This window comes from Frankia sp. RB5 (genome assembly GCF_059816245.1).
The window spans coordinates 90,338-107,568 of record NZ_JCBATA010000005.1 but is presented as its reverse complement, the minus strand read 5'-3'; the positions used below and the strand labels follow the sequence as shown (position 1 = coordinate 107,568).

The window sequence follows — 17,231 nt, the reverse complement described above, 5'->3', positions numbered from 1 at the left end:
GTCCGCGGCCCGCCGCCGCGCCGGGTGAGCCGGGCGGCGGCCTCGTTCCGGTCGGAGGCACCGGCGAACACCCCGTGGACGAGTGCCAGGGCGAGCCTCTTCCCGCGGTCGCCCGGGGTGTGCGCCTGTCGGCCGGTACCGCCAGCACGGAGCCGGCCGCTACCGCCGGCGATCCGGCGAGCGGCGTCTGAGGGGTTGTCGTCATCCGATGTGAGTCCTTCCAGAGGGACTGGTCGGTGTCGGTTTCCCTTGGCCGTAACCAGGATCCAGCCTGGTGTCGCGTACTTGACGATCACTGAACTCCGCCCCGCGCCGGCAGGAACCGGTCCACAGATAATTCACTCGTCGTCAACCGCCGCGGCCTAGCCTCAATCTTTCGCGGGGTGGGATGCGTTGATCGTGGGCTGTTCTCGCCGCATTGTTGATGTTGATCTGCGGGCCTCGGTCGGGCGCTCTGCTGACCCTGGTCCCAGGTCGCCTGAGACTGGGCACAAGAAGGAACGCTGAAAGCTCGCCGGGTGCCATAATTCCGCCCAGCACGCCCACGAAAGACCGTACTCATTATCGCTCCGCACACTATCGCTCAGTGGTGGTACACGTCCCGACGGTGATCGATGTCAACGCCAGCGGTGTGACCGGCCCCTGCGCGGCGTCGTGAGTGGTCGGAGGCGGGCGTTTCCAGCTCAGGGGATCGTCACGACGACCTTGCCGCGGCCGTGGCCGTGCTCGACCTCGTGATGCGCCCGCGCCACCTGATCCAGGTCGAACGAGCCACGGACGTGGATGCGCAGGCGCCCGGCGGAGTGGAGATCGACCAGCTCGTTGAGTCGGCGCACCGAACGGTCTGGCTGGAGACGGCGCGCGCCGACCTTGTCGGCCAGCTCGACGTTGACCAGTGCCACGATCCGGTCGGCCGCCCGGACCAGGCCGACGGAGTCGAGCAGCGCCTGCCCGCCGGCGCCGTCGACGACGGCGTCGACGCCGTGCGGCGCGACCGCCCGTACGCGCTCGACCAAGCCCTCGCCGTAGGAGACCGGAATCGCGCCCAGGTCGGCGAGGTAGTCGTGGTTGGGTTCGCTCGCCGTTCCGATCACCACCGCGCCCCAGGCTTTCGCGAGCTGTACGGCCACCGTTCCCACTCCACCGGCCGCGGCATGGATCAGGACGGTGTCGCCCGGATGGACATCGAGGATGGTCAGCGCGGTGTGGGCTGTCTGCCCGGAGGCCGACAGCGCGCCCGCCACCTCCCAGGGCATGCCCGGTGGCTTCGGCGCGATCGCGTCGGCGTCCACGAGCAGGTACTCCGCGAGCGCGTTGAGATACGTCCAGCCCAGCACGTCGTCGCCGGCTGTGAAGCCGTCCACCCCGGGGCCCACTTCGTGCACCGTCCCGGCGAACTCGTTCCCGATTCCCGACGGAAGTGTCAGTGCCAGTCCCGGCCAGCCCTGGCGGACTCTCGTGTCGAAGGGTTGTACACCACCGGCCCTGACCCGGACGAGGACCTTGCCCGCACGCACCTTCGGCCGTTCGAGCTCAACGACGCGGAGTACGTCCGGTGGCCCGTGTTCCGCGAAGACGACTGCTTTCACCCGGCACTTCCCTCCCGGCGTGAATGAATGATTCCGGCACACCGTAGAACCTCAACATCGGTCGAGGTCAACCGTCCTGTCCGGCGCGTCGACCTGACATCGAGCGAACGTCGAGCGCATGCTCGCCGCCCGCGTGACCCGCGACCTCGTCCGGATCGGGTTCCTGCTCGAACGCCGCCGGGCCCCGTACGGCAAGTGGCTGATGACCGCGTTCACGCGGTTGCCCCTCACGGACCAGGTCGGTCGGCACCTGCGCCACGCACTCCGTGCGGCGCAGTGGCGGGAACGTGAAGCGGCGCTGTGCGCCGCAGCCAGCGATCTTGCCGCCGCCACGAACCGGCTTGGTCTGGCCGAGCCGGTCGACCCCGCGCCGCGCCGATTTTTCGCAGCGAGCGAGCTGATCCAGAGCGCCGTTCTGCAGAAGCTCCTGGTGATCGGTGAGGCGGCCTGACCCAGAACCGACACGCCGACACATCAAAGGTCAACGTGGGCTGAGCGGCATTGGGTCAGGAGTAGGTGTCGCCGACTGCGGATTTCTGGACGAGCGAGTGCGGCGGTTGGAAGTGGTCGCCGTAGCGGTTCGCGAGTTCGCGGGCACGTACCACGAATCCGGGCAGGCCGCCTTCGTAGCCGTTGATGTACTGGATGACACCGCCGGTCCAGGTCGGGAACCCGATTCCGAGGAGTGAACCGATGTTCGCCTCGGACACGGAACGAAGCACGCCCTCGTCGAGGCAGCGAACCGCCTCCAGCGCCTCTGCGAACAGCATGCGCTCCTTCATGTCCTCCAACGATAGCTCCGTCCGCTTCACGGTGATCTGCTCGCGCAGCCCGGGCCAGAGGCGATCGCGCCGGCCGTCCACATACTCGTAGAAGCCGCCGCCGCCGGCGCGGCCGGATCGGCCGTGCTGGTCGAGCATGCGGTCGATGACCGCCTCCGAGCCATGCGTCTGCCACTGCCGTCCGGCTGCCAGCACCGCGGCCTTCGTCTCCTCGCGGATTCGGCGTGGCAGGGTGAGCGTGAGCTCGTCCAGCAGCTGCAACGGCGGGGCCGGATAGCCGGCCTGCACGCCGGCCTGTTCGATCGACGCCGGGTCGACTCCTTCCCCCACCATCGCGACGGCTTCCTGCAGGAACGCGATGATGACGCGGCTGGTGAAGAATCCTCGGCTGTCGTTGACGACGATCGGGGTCTTGCGAAGCTGCCGGACGACGTCGAGTGCCCGGGCGAGCGTCGCGTCACTGGTCTTCTCCCCGACGACGATCTCGACCAGCGGCATCTTCTCCACCGGCGAGAAGAAGTGCATGCCGATGAAGTCCTCCGGCCGCCGCACGGCCTGGGCGAGCTGGGTGATCGGCAGGGTGGAGGTGTTGGATGCCAGCAGTGCGTCCGGACTGACCACGGCCTCGGCCTCGCGGAAGACCTGGCCCTTGAGGCCCGGGCTTTCGAACACGGCCTCGATGACCAGATCGGCGTCGGCGAGATCGGCCACGTCCGCGGTGGGGTTGACCCGGGCCAGCAGGGCCGCGCCCGCCTCGGGCGTCATCGCCGCCCGTCCGATCGCCGCGGCGACGAGCCGTTCGGAGTACGCCCTACCCCGAGCGGCCGATTCCGCGGAGACGTCCTTGAGTACCACCTCCATACCGGCCTGCGCGCAGGAGTAGGCAATTCCGGCGCCCATCATCCCGGCGCCGAGCACGGCCGCTCTGCTCGCTCGGAACGTCGGATAGCCGGCTGGTCGGCTACCGCCGGAGCTGATGTACCGCATGTCGAAGAAGAACGCCTGGATCAGGTTCTTCGACACCTGTCCGGTGACAAGGTCGGCGAAGTAGCGGGACTCGATCGCGAAGGCCGTCTCGAGATCGGCCTGGGCGCCCTCGACCGCGGCCGCGAGAATGGCCCGGGGCGCCGGAAGGTTGACGTTGCGCAGCTGCCCGCGCAGCTTCGCCGGCAGCGCCGCGACGGTGGCCGTGAGGTCCGGGTCGGCGGGAGAGCCGCCCGGAATCGAGTAGCCGTCCTCGTCCCAGGGCTGCCGGGGATGCGGGTTGGCGCTGATCCACGCTTTCGCCGCCGGCAGCAACTCGTCGGCCGAACCGACCAGCTCGTGCACCAGACCCAGGCGGGCGGCCTCCACCGGGGCGTGCCGCTGCCCCGGGAGCAGCACGTTCGACAGGGCGTCCGTGATTCCGAGCAGCCAGACGGAGCGCACGACGCCGCCGCCGCCGGGCAGCAGCCCGAACGTGACCTCGGGCAGACCGATCCGCACGCCGGGGCCGTCGACGGCGATGCGATGGTGCGCCGCGAGGGCGAGTTCCAGGCCACCCCCGAGAGCCGCCCCGTTGATCGCCGCGACGACCGGGAGGCCGAGTGTCTCCAGGCGGCGAAGCTGGCGTTTCACCCTTGTCGAGAGGTCCATGACGGCCGGCCGATCCTCCGGTCCCACCCCGGCCAGATCGCGCAGGTCGCCACCGGCGAGGAACGTCTTCTTCGCCGACACCAGCACCACGCCCGTGATGGAGTCCGCCGCTTCCCTCAGCCGGTTGATCGTCGTGTCCAGTGCGTCGAGGAACCGTTCGTTCATGGTGTTGGCGGACTGCTCCGGGTCGTCCATCGTCAGGAGGACGACGCCATCAGCGTCCCGATCCCAGCGGATCACGGCGGGCGGATCGGTCATCTCGGTGTTCGCTCGCTTTCAGGTTGCGGGAGAAGCGCGGGGGGCGCATCGTCCGGGAGGCCGGCCGGCGCGGGTCGTCACCGGCCGGCCCAGACCACCGGGCCTGCGACGATGGAGTGGCTGGTCAGCGGCCGGCCGAGGATGGACTGGGCGGCGCGGGCGGCGTCGATCAGCGCCGGCAGATCGACGCCGGTCTCGACGCCCATCTCGTGCAGCATGCTGACCAGGTCCTCGGTGGCGATGTTGCCGGTGGCGCCGGCCGGCACCGGGCAGCCGCCAAGCTCACCGAAGCTGGACTCGAAACTGGTGCATCCCGCCTCCAGCGCGGCGTAGGCGTTGGCCAGCCCCTGTCCGCGGGTGTTGTGGAAGTGTGCGGTCACCTCCACGCCCGGCAGTCGGTCGAGTGCCGCCGCGAAGAACCGTCCGGAGTAGGCCGGGTTGGCCATGCCCGTCGTGTCACCGAAACCGACCTCGACCGCGCCTGCATCGACGAACCGCTCGGCCAGATCCAGCACGTGGTCCATCGGCACCACACCCTCATACGGGCAGCCGAAGGCGGTGGACACGACCGCACAGAAGCGCAGACCCTCGGCGACGATGCGCCCGCCCATCACCGCGACCTCCGCCATCGTCTGCTCGATCGTGCGGTTGATGTTCTTCTTGTTGTGCGTCTCGGAGGCGCTGACGAACAGGGTGACGGCGTCGAACAGCGCCTGCCCGGTGAACAGCTCCCGCTGCCGCAGCGCGTTGTCCAACCCCCGGCCGTTCGGCACCAGGACCATGCGTTCCGTGCCGGCCGGCAGGTCGACGCCGCGCAGGACCTCGACGCCGTCGGCGAGCTGCGGGATGAGGTCGGGCCGCACGAAGCTGGCCAGCTCGATGCGGGTCAGCCCGGCGCGCCCCAGCGCGTTGATCAGCGCGATCTTGTCCGCGGTGGGTACCGTCTCCGCCTCGTTCTGGAACCCGTCACGGGGGCCGACCTCGCGGATGCGGACACTGCGCCGCTCGTCTCCGGAGGCGGTGGGGTGGATCATGTCAGCTCCTTCCGGGTGATGTGGCCACGAGCCCTGCTGTGCTCATCGCGGGTTCGCCAGCTGGGCGCGGATGTCCTCGACGGCATCCGGGTTCTCCGCGCTCGACAGGTCTCCCGGATCGGTGCCGAGGATGGCGGCGCGGACCGCTCGGCGCAGGATCTTCGCCGACCGCGTCTTCGGTAGCGCGGCGACGCGGACCACGCGGCTCGGCGCGAAAGGCCTGCCGAGATCTTCGGCGACCCGCGCACGCAGCCGTCGCGACACCTCCTCCTCGAACCCGGCGCCCATTCGCGCCGCGTCGCCCGGGCGGGCCACCCAGAACGCCCAGATGGCCTCACCCCTGGCCGGGTCCGGCACGCCGACCACCGCGGACTCCGCCACTGCCGGGTCCGCGGCCAGCACCGACTCGATCTCCGCGGGGGCGACCCGCTTGCCTGCCACGTTCATGACGTCGTCCGACCGTCCGAGAACGAACCAGGCGCCCGACTCGTCGACGAGCGCGAAGTCGCCGTGGCGCCACATCCCGGGGAAGGTCGACCAGTACCCATCCAGGTAGCGGGCGTCGTCCCGCCACACCCCGCGGGTCATGGACGGCCACGGTTGGCGGCACACCAGTTCACCGACCGTCCCACGCAGTGGCTGCCCGGCATCATCGACCACGTCCACGTCCATCCCGAGGGCGGGGCCGCCCAGCGAACAACTGGCGATCTCCTCGACGGGATAGGGGCACAGGAAGGAGCCGCCCACCTCGGTTCCGCCGGAGAAGTTGATGACTGGGACCCGTCCCTCGAAGACCACACCGGCCAGCCACTCGTAGGACTCCGGATCCCACGGCTCACCGGTCGAGCCGAGGACGCGCACCGACGAGAGGTCCTCGGCGGGCCGGTCCGGGCCGGTCGCGCGCAGCGCGCGGATCAACGTCGGCGACACACCGAGCGTGGTCACCTGGTGTCGGCGCACCATCGACCACAGCCGGGTCGCGTCCGGCCGGTCCGGCGCGCCCTCGTACAGCAGCAGCGTCCCGCCGCAGGCGTGGGTACCGACGACCGACAGCGGGCCCATGATCCAGCCCATGTCGGTGATCCAGCAGAAGGTGCGTCCCGGTGCCAGATCAAAGCCGTAGGCGACCTCGCAGGCCGTCTTCACCAGGAATCCGGCGTGGGTGTGCACCGCGCCTTTCGGCCGGCCGGTCGTCCCGGAGGTATAGGCCAACAGCAGCACGTCCGACGAGCCGGTCGGCGCTACCACCGGGTCCGGCTCGCCGGCCAGCATCCGCCCCCACCCGACCACCTCGACGCCCACCGCCGGTTCGGCGGGTTCAGCGGGCTCGGCGGCTTCGGCGGCTTCGGCCCTGCTGGTCAGGTTGTCGACGACAACCATCAGACGCACGCTCGGGCACCGCGTCAGCGCGTCCTCGAGCTGGGCACGCATCGGGGTTGTCTGACCACGCCGGATCGTGCCGTCGGCGGTGATGACTGCCCTGACGTGGGCGTCCTGGAGCCGGGCGGCGATCGCCGTCGCCGCGAAACCGGAGAACAGGGGGACGACCATCGCCCCCAGACCGGCCGCGGCATAGAACGCCACCACCGCCTCCGGGACCATCGGCAGGTAGAGCGCCACGGCATCGCCGGCGCCGATCCCACGGGCCCGCAGTGCTCCACGCAGCCGGGAGACCTGATCGGCCAACTCGGCGAAGGTGAGCTCGCGCACCGCACCGCTCTCGTCCTCGTGAACCACGGCTCGTGCGTGCGGCGTCCGCGCCCCCCACCGGCCCAGGCAGGCGTCCACAATGTTGATCTCGCCGCCGGGGAACCACTCCGGGAACTCGATCCCGCGGGACAGGTCGACGACCCGCTCGTAGGACCGTCTGAACGTGATCTCCAGGTCGTCCACGACAGCCTGCCAGAACGCGTCGATGTCGGCGACCGAGATCGCCCGCAACTCGTCGGCCGTGGCCGCGCCGAGCCCACGCATGAGACGGGCGACGTTCGTGTGCTCCAGGTACTCGGGGCCAGGGCGCCAGGTGTAGGCCATGGTGGGCTCAGCTCCATGAGGAATCGCTGCCCAGGCGATGTCGCCGACAGGCAGCGTGCAGGTCCGTGAACCGGTTGTGGCCCTCTCCTGTGGGGCTCGTCCCAGAATGCCGACGCCGCCCGAACCCGCATACCCCTCGGAGGAAGGCACTCCCACACCCAGGGGAGGGAGATGTCTCTCCCCTCTCCCGTGAGCGGCCATAGAGTCCCTCGCGACAGGCCGGAATGGAACGGATCAGGGAGTCGTCTGTGACGGCGCAGCGAACAGTGGACGTGACGTGGCCGGAACCAGGCGTGGCGGTGGTGGTCCTCCGCCGGCCCGACCGCCTCAACGCGCTGACCCGGGAAATGCTCGCCGAGCTGCGGGCGGTCGCCGAGCAGCTGCGCGCGGACAGTTCGGTCAGTGTCGTGGTGCTCAGCGGAGACGGCCGTGCCTTCTGCTCCGGCTACGACCTCGGCGGTGCGGCGGAGTTCGCCGAGCTCGGTCCGGACGGCGCCCTCGCGCTGCAGGACCTGGGCAATCAGGCGCTGTTCGCGCTGTACTCGCTACCGCAGCCGATGATCGCGGCCGTCCGCGGTCCGGCGATCGGCGGCGGATTCAGCCTCGCCTTGGCCGCCGACATCCGGGTGGCTGCGTCTGATGCGCTGTTCCAGGCAGCCTTCGTCAGGATCGGGATGTCCGGCGCCGACCTGGGCGCGTCCTGGCTGCTTCCCAGGATCGTCGGGCGCGGCCTGGCCGGCGAGCTCCTGTATACCGCCCGCGCGGTGGATGCCACCGAGGCCGTGCGGATCGGACTGGCCAACCGCGTGGTGCCGGCCGAGTCGCTGCTCAGGCGGACACTCGACCTGGCCCGTGAGATCGTGGCTCACCCCAGGTCAGGGCTGGCGCTGACCAAGCGGGCGTTGCAGGCGAACACCGACGCGCCCTCGCTGTGGTCGGCGCTGGAGACCGAGGCCCGCGGTCAGGCCCTGTTGATGGGGCACCCGGAGACCAGCGCGGCCGTGGCACGCCTGCGCGACCGTCTCGCCTCCCGCCCGAAGTAAATCACCAGTAACCTAGTGGGTGATCGAAGTGGAGTCCGGGGCGTGGCCGGACCCGCTGGGAGCACGTGCAGGCAGGAGGAGCTCCCCGATGGCGACCCACGGCCGTGGGGCGGTCACCCGCACCTCTCGTCCGCGTGACCGCAGGGCGCAGATCCTGCTGGCCGCGAGCGGGCTGTTCTACAGGTCCGGCTATCCCAACGTGAGCACGGAGGAGATCGCCGCCTCGGTCGGGATCACCGCCGGGGCCCTCTACCGGCACTTCCGCAGCAAGGAGGAACTGCTCGCGCGGACCCTGTCGGAGAGCTTCGACCGGGCGGCGGTCGTCACCGGCCGTGGCGGCGCCGACCTCACGCAGGTGGTCGGCGACCTGGCCGCGATCTCGGCCCGGCGCCGCGAGCTGGGCGTGCTCTGGACCCGGGAGAGCCGCTATCTGAGCAGCGCGGTACGCGCGCCGATGAGGAAGCACTTCTTCCTCTTCCTCGACCGGCTCGTCGACGCGATCGCCGCCGACCGGCCGGAGGTGGGGCGCCGCCACGCGGAGGTGCTGGCCTGGTGCACGTTGGCGGTTCTGACCAGCCCGTCCTATCACGACGTCGCCATGTCCGAGGATGCGGCCGCGGCGCTGCTGACCGGCCTGGCCCTCGCGGTCTGTCGCACGCAGGTACCGACCGAGCGCGGACGGGACGCAGGGTCGGGCGGCGGCAGCGCACCAGGGCTGCCGCCCGGCAACCGCCGGGAGGCTCTGCTGGTGGCGGCGGCCCGGATGTTCGCCGAACGCGGGTATCAGGGCGTCACGACCGAGGAGATCGGTGCCGCCGTGGGAGTGAGCAGCGCCGCGCTGTACCGGCACTTCGCCACGAAGGCCGACCTGCTCGTCACCATCGTCACCCGGGCGACCACGGCGATGCAGCTGGCGATGTCGGGTTCCCTGGCCCGCGCCGGCACCCCCGAGGCCGGGCTCACCAACGCGGCCGGCGCCTACCTCGATTTCGTGATGTCCCATCCCGATCTGGTTACCGTGCTCGTCACCGAGTCCCCCAGCCTTCCCGAGGATCATCGTGGGCGGGTCCGCACCATCACGCAGACCTATGCGGGGGAATGGCTGCGCCTGCTGCGGGCGGTCCGGCCCGAGCTCGACCGGGCCACCGCGCTCTACCGGGTGCACGCCGTGCTCACGATGGTCAATGACGTAGCCCGGACAGCCCCGCTGCGTGAGGTGACCGGCCTGGTGGGCCTGGTCCACACCGCATGTATGGGCATACTGGACGATTCAGCCTTGATGCCTTGACCGGCATGACGCAGATCACTACGCTCCCCACAAGTAAATGGAGCTACACATAATCGGTCGGCGGGGAGCGGCCGTCGGTGGCCCGTGGAGCGAGAGAAGGGCGGACGCGTGGCGCCGGATCCGACCGCGGTTGAGGAGCCGATCGACGAGCGTCATCGGCGGCTGTTGGCGAAGTTGCGGATGTCTGCCCAGGCCGCCGGCCTCGCCCCCGGCATCGAGGCCGGCCTTCCGCTTCAGGACTGCGAGGGCCGCACGAATCCCGAGTCGCTGGCGGGCCTCGGGGCCACGGCCGCGGAGTTGCATGACCACCTGCTCCGCGCGCAGGCCGCGACGCAGGCGCGCGTCCGCGACGAACTCATGGCGCTGCGCGACGCTGGCAGCGCGTCCGAGATGCTCGCCGCGGCACCGCGTGCACTGTGCGTCGCCGGGGGCTTCGATCGGGCGCTGGTCTCCGCCGTCCGGGGCTCGACCTGGCTACCCATCGCGCTGCATGTCGAACACGGCGCGCAGGACCCGGTCAACATCGCCCTGGGCGAGTTCCTGCGCGACCGGGTGATCCCGCTGACCTCGGCGATGCCGGAGGCTGAGCTGCTGCGCCGGCGGGTGCCCGCGCTGGTGCTCGATGCCCAGGCCGAACCGCGCCTGTACCGGCCGTTGATGGAGGTGTCCGCCACCCGGGAGTACGTGGTGGCCGCCGTGCAGGCCGGCGACGCGGTGCTGGGGTATCTGCACGCCGACCGGCACGCCAGCCGGCGGCCGCTCACCACGGCGGACCGGGAACTGGTGCAGACCTTCGCCGACGGGCTCGGGCTCGTCATCGAGCGGGCGGTCGCGCTGAAGCGGCTGACGCTCCAGCGGGAACAGATCGCGGCGACGTTCTCGGCCCTGCACACCACCGGCGCGGGGCTTGCGGCGTCGCCGCGCCTGGAGGACGCCATAGCGCCGCCTACCGGCGCCGGCAGGCCCTCGCGTCCCGCCGAGCGCGGCGGCGCCGCGGCGCTGGACGGGATCGCCGCGCTGGACGTTCCCCCGGCGCTGCCGCGGCCCTTTGACGGTCTCACCCCTCGCGAGCACGATGTCCTTCGGCTGCTGGCGAAAGGCGCGACGAATGCCGAAATCGCGAATCGACTGACGGTGTCGGAGACGACGGTGAAATCCCACGTAAAACATATCCTGCGCAAACTGCGCGCGGCGAACCGAGCCGAAGCGATCGTGCGCTATCTTGGTCTCCTTCGCAACCAGGCCCGGTCCTTATGACGGCGGAACCAGGACGGCGCACCGCCCGCACCGTTTTCCCGGCCGCCGCCGCGCAACGGAGCTGGCGACAGCGGGAAGTCGCCCTGGCGGCCCGAATCGATTCCGTGCGCGCGGCGGTTCATGAAGCACTGGGCGAACCACCGCCGGTCCACGGAACGCGAGAGCGTGCCATTCCCGCGTCCGGGGAGCGGATGTGGAGCACGGCCTGGTTGATGGTCACGGAACTGGCCGAGGAATGTGTGGACCGCCTGCGCGTCCGCGGTGACCCCGACGCCCCCGGTGCGCGGCGCCTCTGCGAGCTTGTCGTCGATCTCCACGAGCTTGGTGTCGAGCTGTGCGGCTACGAGGTGGAGCGCCGGGCCCGACGGCTGTCCGACTGTGCGACCGGGTTGCGCCGCCTGCGTGACCTGTCGGGCTCGGCCGACCTCGTCGACCACGCGTGCCAGGAGCTCGTCGGCCGATGCGGATTCGGGCGTGCGGTGCTCTCCCGGGTGGAACAGGACGTCTGGCGGCCCTGGACCGCCTGTTTCAGCGACGACCAGGAGTTCCAGTCGTGGTTCGCCGGGTGGATCGGCCGGCCCGTTCCGCTGGACGCCCAGGCGCCGGAGACCCTGCTGCTCACCGGACATCGTCCCGCCCTGGTCCATGACACCGAGCACGCGGCGGTCCATCGGCCCATCATCATCGAGTCGGGGCGATCCTCCTCCTACGTGGTGGCCCCCGTCATGCGCGGGATGGAGGTGGTCGGCCTGCTGCACGCCGACCACTTCCCCTCACCGAAGCGGGTGGACGACTTCGACCGGGAGGTGCTCTGGTCGTTCGCCGCCGGATTTGGTCACGTGTTCGAACGCGTCGCGCTGATGGAACGTCTGCGCGCCCACCGGGACCTGGTACGCGGCATCCTGTCGCTCACCGTGCGTTCGATGGACGAGATCTGCGAGGCGGGGATAGACATCCTGCCCGAGGCCTCCGTCGGCGCGGTGGCCGAGGGAGCCCGCGTCGACCCGAGCAGTATCACCCTGCCCGTGTCCCGGGTGGTGGGAAAGCTGACTGTCCGTGAGGCGGAGGTCTTCGAACTGCTGGTCGCCGGCGCGACGAACAGTGCGATCGCCGAGACTCTGATCATCACAGAGGAGACGGTGAAGTCCCATGTGAAGCACATCCTGCGCAAGCTCGGCGTCGCGAACCGGTCGCAGGCGATCGCGGCCAGTTTCGGCGCTCCCCGCCCGCCCGTCGCGGGCAGGCAGGCCCGTGCCTCGGCGTCGCCGCCCGCAGGACAGGGCCGGCCGGGGACGTCCGGGCGGTGGAATGCTCGTCAGTCGATCTGACCGGCATTCCCCGCCGAACCGAGGCCCCGCACCTGGCTACGGGGCGCCGAGCAGGCCCAGCTCGCTGCGGCCCAGCAGGTCGTATGCCTGGTCGGTGGTCAGAGGATGGAAGGGCCCGCCGCGCGCATCTCGGTAGAGGCGCTCCAGCACGTGACCGCGGCGGAACGAGGAGCCGCCGACGAGACGCAATGCCGTGTCGGTGACGCGGATCGCGGTCTCGGTCGTGGTGACCTTGGCGACGTCGAGGAACGCCGTCCGCGCCAGCGGGTTCCACTGGCCATCACGTCCGTCGATGAGGATGCGGGCTGTCGCCTCCAGCGTCCGGATGGCGGCCTCGGTCTCGAGACACATGCGGCCGAGTCCGTGCTGGATGTAGCCGACGCCCTTGAGCGCGACGTCGGAACCCTCCATCGTCGCACCGAGCGTCTTCTTCTTGAGGATCTCCCTGGTTTCGAGGTACGCCTTCTCGGCCAGCCCGCAGTAGACGCCCGCGAAGCTCATCGACGCCCATTCGAACTCGCCGAACAGTCCCTGGCGAAAGTTCCCGCCGTGGGACGCGGCCGGTGCGGGAACCTTGTCGAAGACGATGGTGTGCGTGCCCGTCGCGCGCATGCCCAACGTGTCCCAGGTCTCGATGATGCTGATTCCCGGGCTGTCCATGGGCAGGACGAACACGGCCTCGCGTGAGGCGTGCTCCTGGAAGTCGGTCGGCAGCGCGCCGTCGGGCTCGGTGATCGTCGCGTTGAAGGCGACGATGTCCGCACCCAGGCACAGTGTGGCCCACGTCTTCTTGCCCGAGATATGCCAGCCACCGTTTCCATCGGGCACCGCGATCGTGTCCGCGAGCCCGGACAGACCAGCCCGGTCCTCGCTGAACGGTCCACAGACGATCTTTTGTTCCTCGACGAGCTGCCCAAAGACCCGTGCGCGGGTCGGCTCGTCAAGCAGGCCGCGGAAGATACCCACCATCGTCTGGTGCATGTTGAAGGCCAGGGCGATGGCCGGGTCACCCTTCGCGAGCTCGCGGGAGACGAGCGCGGTGGTCCAGATGTCGGCTCCGAGACCCCCGTACTTCTTCGGCACGGCGAGCGGAACCAGCCCGCTCTCCTTGTACCGGGCAACGAGTTCGACGGGGAATCGGTTCTCCGCGTCGGCGGCCGGCCCGATCTCGGCGAACTCCTTCGCCAGCGACCTGGCGGCGTTCAACACCTCGGCCTGCTCGTCCGGGGTCATCTCCACATCGTGCTTTCCCATGTGCCGGATCACTCCTCGCCGTCTGGTCCGCGTCGGCTGCGGAAACGAAGCGTATTCGAGTCGAATCCGCACGGGATCTCCCCACAGGAGAGGTTTCGCCCTTCGACAGGGTGACGGTGGTGGGCCCGCGGCACGGCGGTCGGCCTGGGCCCCTCCCTGAGCAGGTGTCCGCGCGTTTCCCCCCAAAGGGAGGTGTTTTTGACCCCGAGGGGTGACGCGTCCGAGGTGGCGGCGATCTACGGTTCGGGGACAGGCCGGGCGGCCCGTCGCGGCTTTCACCGCCCAGCGGGGAGGAGAACCTGCATGTCCTCGTACCGATTCGCCGTACTCTGGTTGAAGGCCTTCCGGGAGAGCGCGGAGAAGGTCTGCGCTCTCTACGCCGACGACTTTCTCTTCGAGGATCTGATCCTGGATCAGTCCATCACCGACAAGGCGGAGCTGCATCGGGTCTTCGCTCCCTATGCGAACGCCGACCGGACCAACGGGATCGGCATCAACTGCTTCCGTATCGACGAGTACATCGGCGATTCCCGCAGCGGCATCATCCGGTGGACCTGGGAGCCCGACGGAGCCGCCGCGTTCCTCGGCGTCCCGACCGGCGGGAAGCCCTTCAGCACCTCCGGTCAGACCTTTCACGTCTACGACCCGGACGGGCGCATCCGGCGCGAGTCAACCTACTGGGACGCGGTCGCCCCGCTCGCCGCGATCGGCCTGCCGCTGTCCGTTCACGGCGGAGTCGCCGGGCCGCCGGCCCTCGCGGCTGCCGCGAGCAGTGGCTGAACCTCGCGTCGGTGTCCCGCCCCGCACGACGGCGGCCGTCGCGCGCGGGGGCGCCCGCGACCACGATCCGCCCGAACATGTCCCCATTTGCCGACCGTCTCAGGAACACCGGACGAACGCGGCCCGCGCCGACCAGATCCGACCAGGGAGCAGCACGCCGATGAGCAGAGGAACGGACCACGCCGAGCGGTGGACGAGGGCAATCACCAGCGACACCGAGGCGGCCCTCGCGCTGTACGCCGCAGACGTCCTCTACGACGACCGGCGCGCCCAGGACCACGTGTACGACACCGCGACCACCGTCGCCGAACTACGCGAGCGGCTCGTCATCTTCGCCAACCCCGACCCCACCAACGGCCTGGGAATTCACCACTTCGACATCCTCGACGCGATCGAGACCACCGGCGCCGCGGGGGCCTTCGCCGTGACGATCCTGTGGCGCTGGACGGGGGAGGGCCTCGCCAGCTTCCGGGGGGTACCGGCCGGCGGCCAGACGCTGAGTACACGGGGCCAGACGTGGCACCAGTTCGACGCCGACGGGCTCATCGACCGTGAGCTGACCAACTGGAATGACGTCCCGGTGCTCCAGCAGCTCCACCTGCAGGTTCTCACCCCCCACTACTGGGCCGCCGACTTCGACCCCAGCGCCGCGAGCTGACCCGACTGACCCGACTGACCCGGCTCCACCCGGCTGACCTGGCCGGAGCGGCCGGCGGACCACCTGCCCGGACGGAGGGTGAACGGATGTGGGGCACTCTGCCCGAAGTCTTCGATCGAGCCTGCCTGCACCACGCCGACTCGACGGCGATCGTCGACGGCGAGTGGCGGCTGACCTACCGGCAGATGCGCCAACAGGCGAACCAGGTGGCGAACGGCCTGGTGGCGCTCGGTGTCGGCAAGGGGGAGCGGGTCGGCCTGCTCCTGCCGAACGTCGCCGAGTTCATCCCGACGCAGTATGGCATCTGGAAGGCAGGCGCGGTGCTCGTGCAGATGCCCGCGCGCGCCAGCGCGTCGGTGCACCACGCCAACCTGCGCCAGGCCGCCGCGACCACGCTGATCTACCACTCCCAGTTCGATCAGGTCATCGCCGATCTGCTCGACAACGAGCCGATCGGGATCAGGCACCTCGTGCGACTGCGGCCCCCGGGCGCGGACGCGACGACTTCCGGCCCCTCCAGCGCCGCGGGCACGGCGGGTGCCCTGATCGCCGCCGGTCGCGACTACCAGTGCTTCTTCGGTGCGCAGCCCGGCGACACCGCGCCGGAGGTGCCGCTCGACGAGCACGACGAGGCCTACGTTCTGTTCACCTCCGGCAGCACCGGGGAGCCCAAGGGGGTCATCAACTCCCATTTCACCTGGGCGCACTACAGCATCACCGCGGGGCTGGAGATCGGCGACATCCGCCCGGGTGAGATCTTCGCGCACGGCGCGCCGCTGACCCACTTCACGCAGATCTTCGTCATGCCGACGTTCCTGCGTGGCGGGACCAACGTGATGCTTCCCGGGCTCGATGTCGACAGGCTGCTGGCGACCATCGAACGCGAGAAGGTCACCGCCACGGCGGTCGTTCCGACCATCGTCTACCTGCTGCTGGACCATCCAGGCCGGGCCGCGTTCGACCTGTCGTCGCTACGGACGATGATCTACGCCGGTGCTCCGATCTCGCCGGAGCGGCTCCGGGAGGCGCTGGACGCGTTCGGGCCGATCTTCGTCCAGGCCTACGCCGGCACCGAGCCGGGCTACGTCTCCTGCCTGCGCAAGGAGGAGCACGTGCCGGCCGACCGCGCGGACGGCGCCCGGCTGGCCTCCGCTGGGCGACCGCTGCCCTTCGTTCGGGTAAGCATCCAGGACGACACGGACAAGCAGCTCCCGACCGGCGAGGTCGGGGAGATCTGCTCCCGCCAGCTCGGTCAGATGATCGGCTATCTGGACTCCTCCCGAGACGCCGAGACGCTGCGCGACGGCTGGGTGCACACCGGCGACGTCGGCTTTCTGGATGCGGACGGGTTCCTGCACCTGGTCGACCGCAAGAAGGACCTGATCGTCAGTGGCGGGTTCAACGTCTTCCCCCGACAGGTGGAGGACGTGCTGGCGACCCATCCGGCGGTGGCCCAGGCGGCGGTCATCGGAGTACCCCACCCGAAGTGGGGCGAGGCGGTGCACGCCGTGGTCGTGCTTCGTGGCGGCCGGCAGGCCGAGACGGCCGAGCTGATCGACCACGTCCGGCGTCAGCTCGGCGGTGTGCCCGCGCCGAAGACTGTCGAGCTGGTCGACGCGCTGCCGGTGAACCCGGCGGGCAAGGTCGACAAGAAGTCGCTGCGGTCGCCGTTCTGGGTGGGCCGCGCCCGGCGGATCAGCTGACGATCCCGCGGTCGCCGCCGCGGTCGGAGCCGCGGCCCACACGGAAGAACCCGGAAAGAAAAGAGCAGAGGCGGAAGAGAAGAATGACGACAGATTCGCGCCCGTACGTGGACGAGGCCTGCTTCCGTGACGTCGTGTCGCGTTTCGCGAGTGGAATCGTCGTCGTCACGGCCCAGGTCGACGGTCGGCCGGTGGGTCTGACCTGCCAGTCGTTCACGTCGCTGTCCCTCGTTCCGCCGATGGTGCTGTTCTGCCCGTCGAAGACCTCCACGTCGTGGCCGATGGTGGCGGCGGCCGAGGCGATCTGCATCAACATCCTGAGTGAGGGACAGGACCAGGTCAGCAACGGTTTCGCTCGCAGCGGCGCCAACAAGTTCGCCGGTGTCGACTGGTCCCTGCTCGCCAACGGAGCCCCTGCGCTGCACGAGGCCGCCGCACACCTGGGCGCCCGGGTCGCCGAGACCTATGACGGCGGCGACCACCATATCGTCACCTGCCACGTGGAGTTCCTGCGGGCTCGGGACGAGCGGGATCCGCTGCTGTACTACCGCAGCCGTTACCGGCGTCTGCATGCGGCCGAGTAGGCCG

General features: G+C 70.0%; 14 protein-coding genes. 9 read left to right on the top strand and 5 right to left on the bottom strand.

The genetic code is table 11. The features are described 5' to 3' along the window. Positions 1 to 683: 683 nt before the first annotated feature. Positions 684 to 1,589 (bottom strand): NADP-dependent oxidoreductase, encoded by a 906-nt coding sequence (locus tag AC6EXY_RS04040; protein ID WP_101831461.1) that lies wholly within the window; start codon positions 1,587 to 1,589, stop codon positions 684 to 686. Positions 1,590 to 1,707: 118 nt separating this feature from the next. Here AC6EXY_RS04040 and AC6EXY_RS04035 point away from each other — a divergent pair, with 118 nt between their 5' ends. Continuing rightward, positions 1,708 to 2,040, top strand: a complete 333-nt coding sequence (locus AC6EXY_RS04035) for a hypothetical protein (protein WP_499816611.1) — start codon at positions 1,708 to 1,710, stop codon at positions 2,038 to 2,040. Positions 2,041 to 2,095: 55 nt separating this feature from the next. Here the strand turns inward: AC6EXY_RS04035 and AC6EXY_RS04030 are convergent, their stop codons facing one another. The 3 genes from AC6EXY_RS04030 to AC6EXY_RS04020 form a co-directional block, all read right to left on the bottom strand. Further along, complete coding sequence (locus AC6EXY_RS04030) at positions 2,096 to 4,264, bottom strand: 3-hydroxyacyl-CoA dehydrogenase NAD-binding domain-containing protein (protein WP_499816612.1); 2,169 nt, start codon at positions 4,262 to 4,264, stop codon at positions 2,096 to 2,098. Positions 4,265 to 4,341: 77 nt separating this feature from the next. Beyond that, positions 4,342 to 5,298: a hydroxymethylglutaryl-CoA lyase gene (locus tag AC6EXY_RS04025; protein ID WP_499816613.1), complete on the bottom strand. Its 957-nt coding sequence runs from the start codon at positions 5,296 to 5,298 to the stop codon at positions 4,342 to 4,344. Between the two features lie 42 nt (positions 5,299 to 5,340). After that, positions 5,341 to 7,332, bottom strand: coding sequence for an AMP-binding protein (locus tag AC6EXY_RS04020; RefSeq protein WP_499816614.1), 1,992 nt, complete (start codon positions 7,330 to 7,332; stop codon positions 5,341 to 5,343). Between the two features lie 248 nt (positions 7,333 to 7,580). Between AC6EXY_RS04020 and AC6EXY_RS04015 the strand changes: the two genes are divergently transcribed. From AC6EXY_RS04015 to AC6EXY_RS04000, 4 genes are all read left to right on the top strand, one after another. Beyond that, positions 7,581 to 8,375: an enoyl-CoA hydratase/isomerase family protein gene (locus AC6EXY_RS04015; protein WP_243407435.1), complete on the top strand. Its 795-nt coding sequence runs from the start codon at positions 7,581 to 7,583 to the stop codon at positions 8,373 to 8,375. A gap of 88 nt (positions 8,376 to 8,463) precedes the next feature. After that, entirely contained in the window at positions 8,464 to 9,663 is a 1,200-nt protein-coding gene (locus tag AC6EXY_RS04010; protein WP_101831466.1) for a TetR/AcrR family transcriptional regulator, read from the top strand. A gap of 108 nt (positions 9,664 to 9,771) precedes the next feature. After that, entirely contained in the window at positions 9,772 to 10,920 is a 1,149-nt protein-coding gene (locus AC6EXY_RS04005; RefSeq protein ID WP_499816615.1) for a helix-turn-helix transcriptional regulator, read from the top strand. Positions 10,921 to 11,132: 212 nt separating this feature from the next. Then, complete coding sequence (locus AC6EXY_RS04000) at positions 11,133 to 12,248, top strand: helix-turn-helix transcriptional regulator (protein WP_279354614.1); 1,116 nt, start codon at positions 11,133 to 11,135, stop codon at positions 12,246 to 12,248. Between the two features lie 36 nt (positions 12,249 to 12,284). Here the strand turns inward: AC6EXY_RS04000 and AC6EXY_RS03995 are convergent, their stop codons facing one another. Continuing rightward, complete coding sequence (locus tag AC6EXY_RS03995) at positions 12,285 to 13,502, bottom strand: acyl-CoA dehydrogenase family protein (protein WP_101831545.1); 1,218 nt, start codon at positions 13,500 to 13,502, stop codon at positions 12,285 to 12,287. 303 nt (positions 13,503 to 13,805) lie between these two features. On the opposite strand from AC6EXY_RS03995, the gene AC6EXY_RS03990 reads away from it, so the two are divergent. The 4 genes from AC6EXY_RS03990 to AC6EXY_RS03975 all read left to right on the top strand — a co-directional run bounded on the left by AC6EXY_RS03990 (position 13,806) and on the right by AC6EXY_RS03975 (position 17,227). Then, positions 13,806 to 14,282, top strand: coding sequence for a ketosteroid isomerase-related protein (locus AC6EXY_RS03990; RefSeq protein ID WP_101831468.1), 477 nt, complete (start codon positions 13,806 to 13,808; stop codon positions 14,280 to 14,282). A gap of 160 nt (positions 14,283 to 14,442) precedes the next feature. Further along, the gene (locus tag AC6EXY_RS03985) at positions 14,443 to 14,940 is read left to right on the top strand and encodes a ketosteroid isomerase-related protein (protein WP_101831469.1); all 498 of its coding nucleotides are present in this window, start codon (positions 14,443 to 14,445) and stop codon (positions 14,938 to 14,940) included. 86 nt (positions 14,941 to 15,026) lie between these two features. Next, positions 15,027 to 16,643 (top strand): AMP-binding protein, encoded by a 1,617-nt coding sequence (locus tag AC6EXY_RS03980; RefSeq protein WP_101831470.1) that lies wholly within the window; start codon positions 15,027 to 15,029, stop codon positions 16,641 to 16,643. Positions 16,644 to 16,726: 83 nt separating this feature from the next. Then, entirely contained in the window at positions 16,727 to 17,227 is a 501-nt protein-coding gene (locus AC6EXY_RS03975; RefSeq protein ID WP_101831471.1) for a flavin reductase family protein, read from the top strand. Positions 17,228 to 17,231 lie beyond the last annotated feature (4 nt).

Coding starts and splice junctions, on each gene's coding strand:
- AC6EXY_RS03995 (WP_101831545.1), bottom strand. CDS start 13,502: ATGGGAAAGCACGATGTGGAGATGACCCCGGACGAGCAGGCCGAGGTG.
- AC6EXY_RS03990 (WP_101831468.1), top strand. CDS start 13,806: ATGTCCTCGTACCGATTCGCCGTACTCTGGTTGAAGGCCTTCCGGGAG.
- AC6EXY_RS04035 (WP_499816611.1), top strand. CDS start 1,708: ATGCTCGCCGCCCGCGTGACCCGCGACCTCGTCCGGATCGGGTTCCTG.
- AC6EXY_RS04010 (WP_101831466.1), top strand. CDS start 8,464: ATGGCGACCCACGGCCGTGGGGCGGTCACCCGCACCTCTCGTCCGCGT.
- AC6EXY_RS04000 (WP_279354614.1), top strand. CDS start 11,133: ATGGTCACGGAACTGGCCGAGGAATGTGTGGACCGCCTGCGCGTCCGC.
- AC6EXY_RS04020 (WP_499816614.1), bottom strand. CDS start 7,332: ATGGCCTACACCTGGCGCCCTGGCCCCGAGTACCTGGAGCACACGAAC.
- AC6EXY_RS03985 (WP_101831469.1), top strand. CDS start 14,443: ATGAGCAGAGGAACGGACCACGCCGAGCGGTGGACGAGGGCAATCACC.
- AC6EXY_RS04030 (WP_499816612.1), bottom strand. CDS start 4,264: ATGACCGATCCGCCCGCCGTGATCCGCTGGGATCGGGACGCTGATGGC.
- AC6EXY_RS03980 (WP_101831470.1), top strand. CDS start 15,027: ATGTGGGGCACTCTGCCCGAAGTCTTCGATCGAGCCTGCCTGCACCAC.
- AC6EXY_RS03975 (WP_101831471.1), top strand. CDS start 16,727: ATGACGACAGATTCGCGCCCGTACGTGGACGAGGCCTGCTTCCGTGAC.
- AC6EXY_RS04025 (WP_499816613.1), bottom strand. CDS start 5,298: ATGATCCACCCCACCGCCTCCGGAGACGAGCGGCGCAGTGTCCGCATC.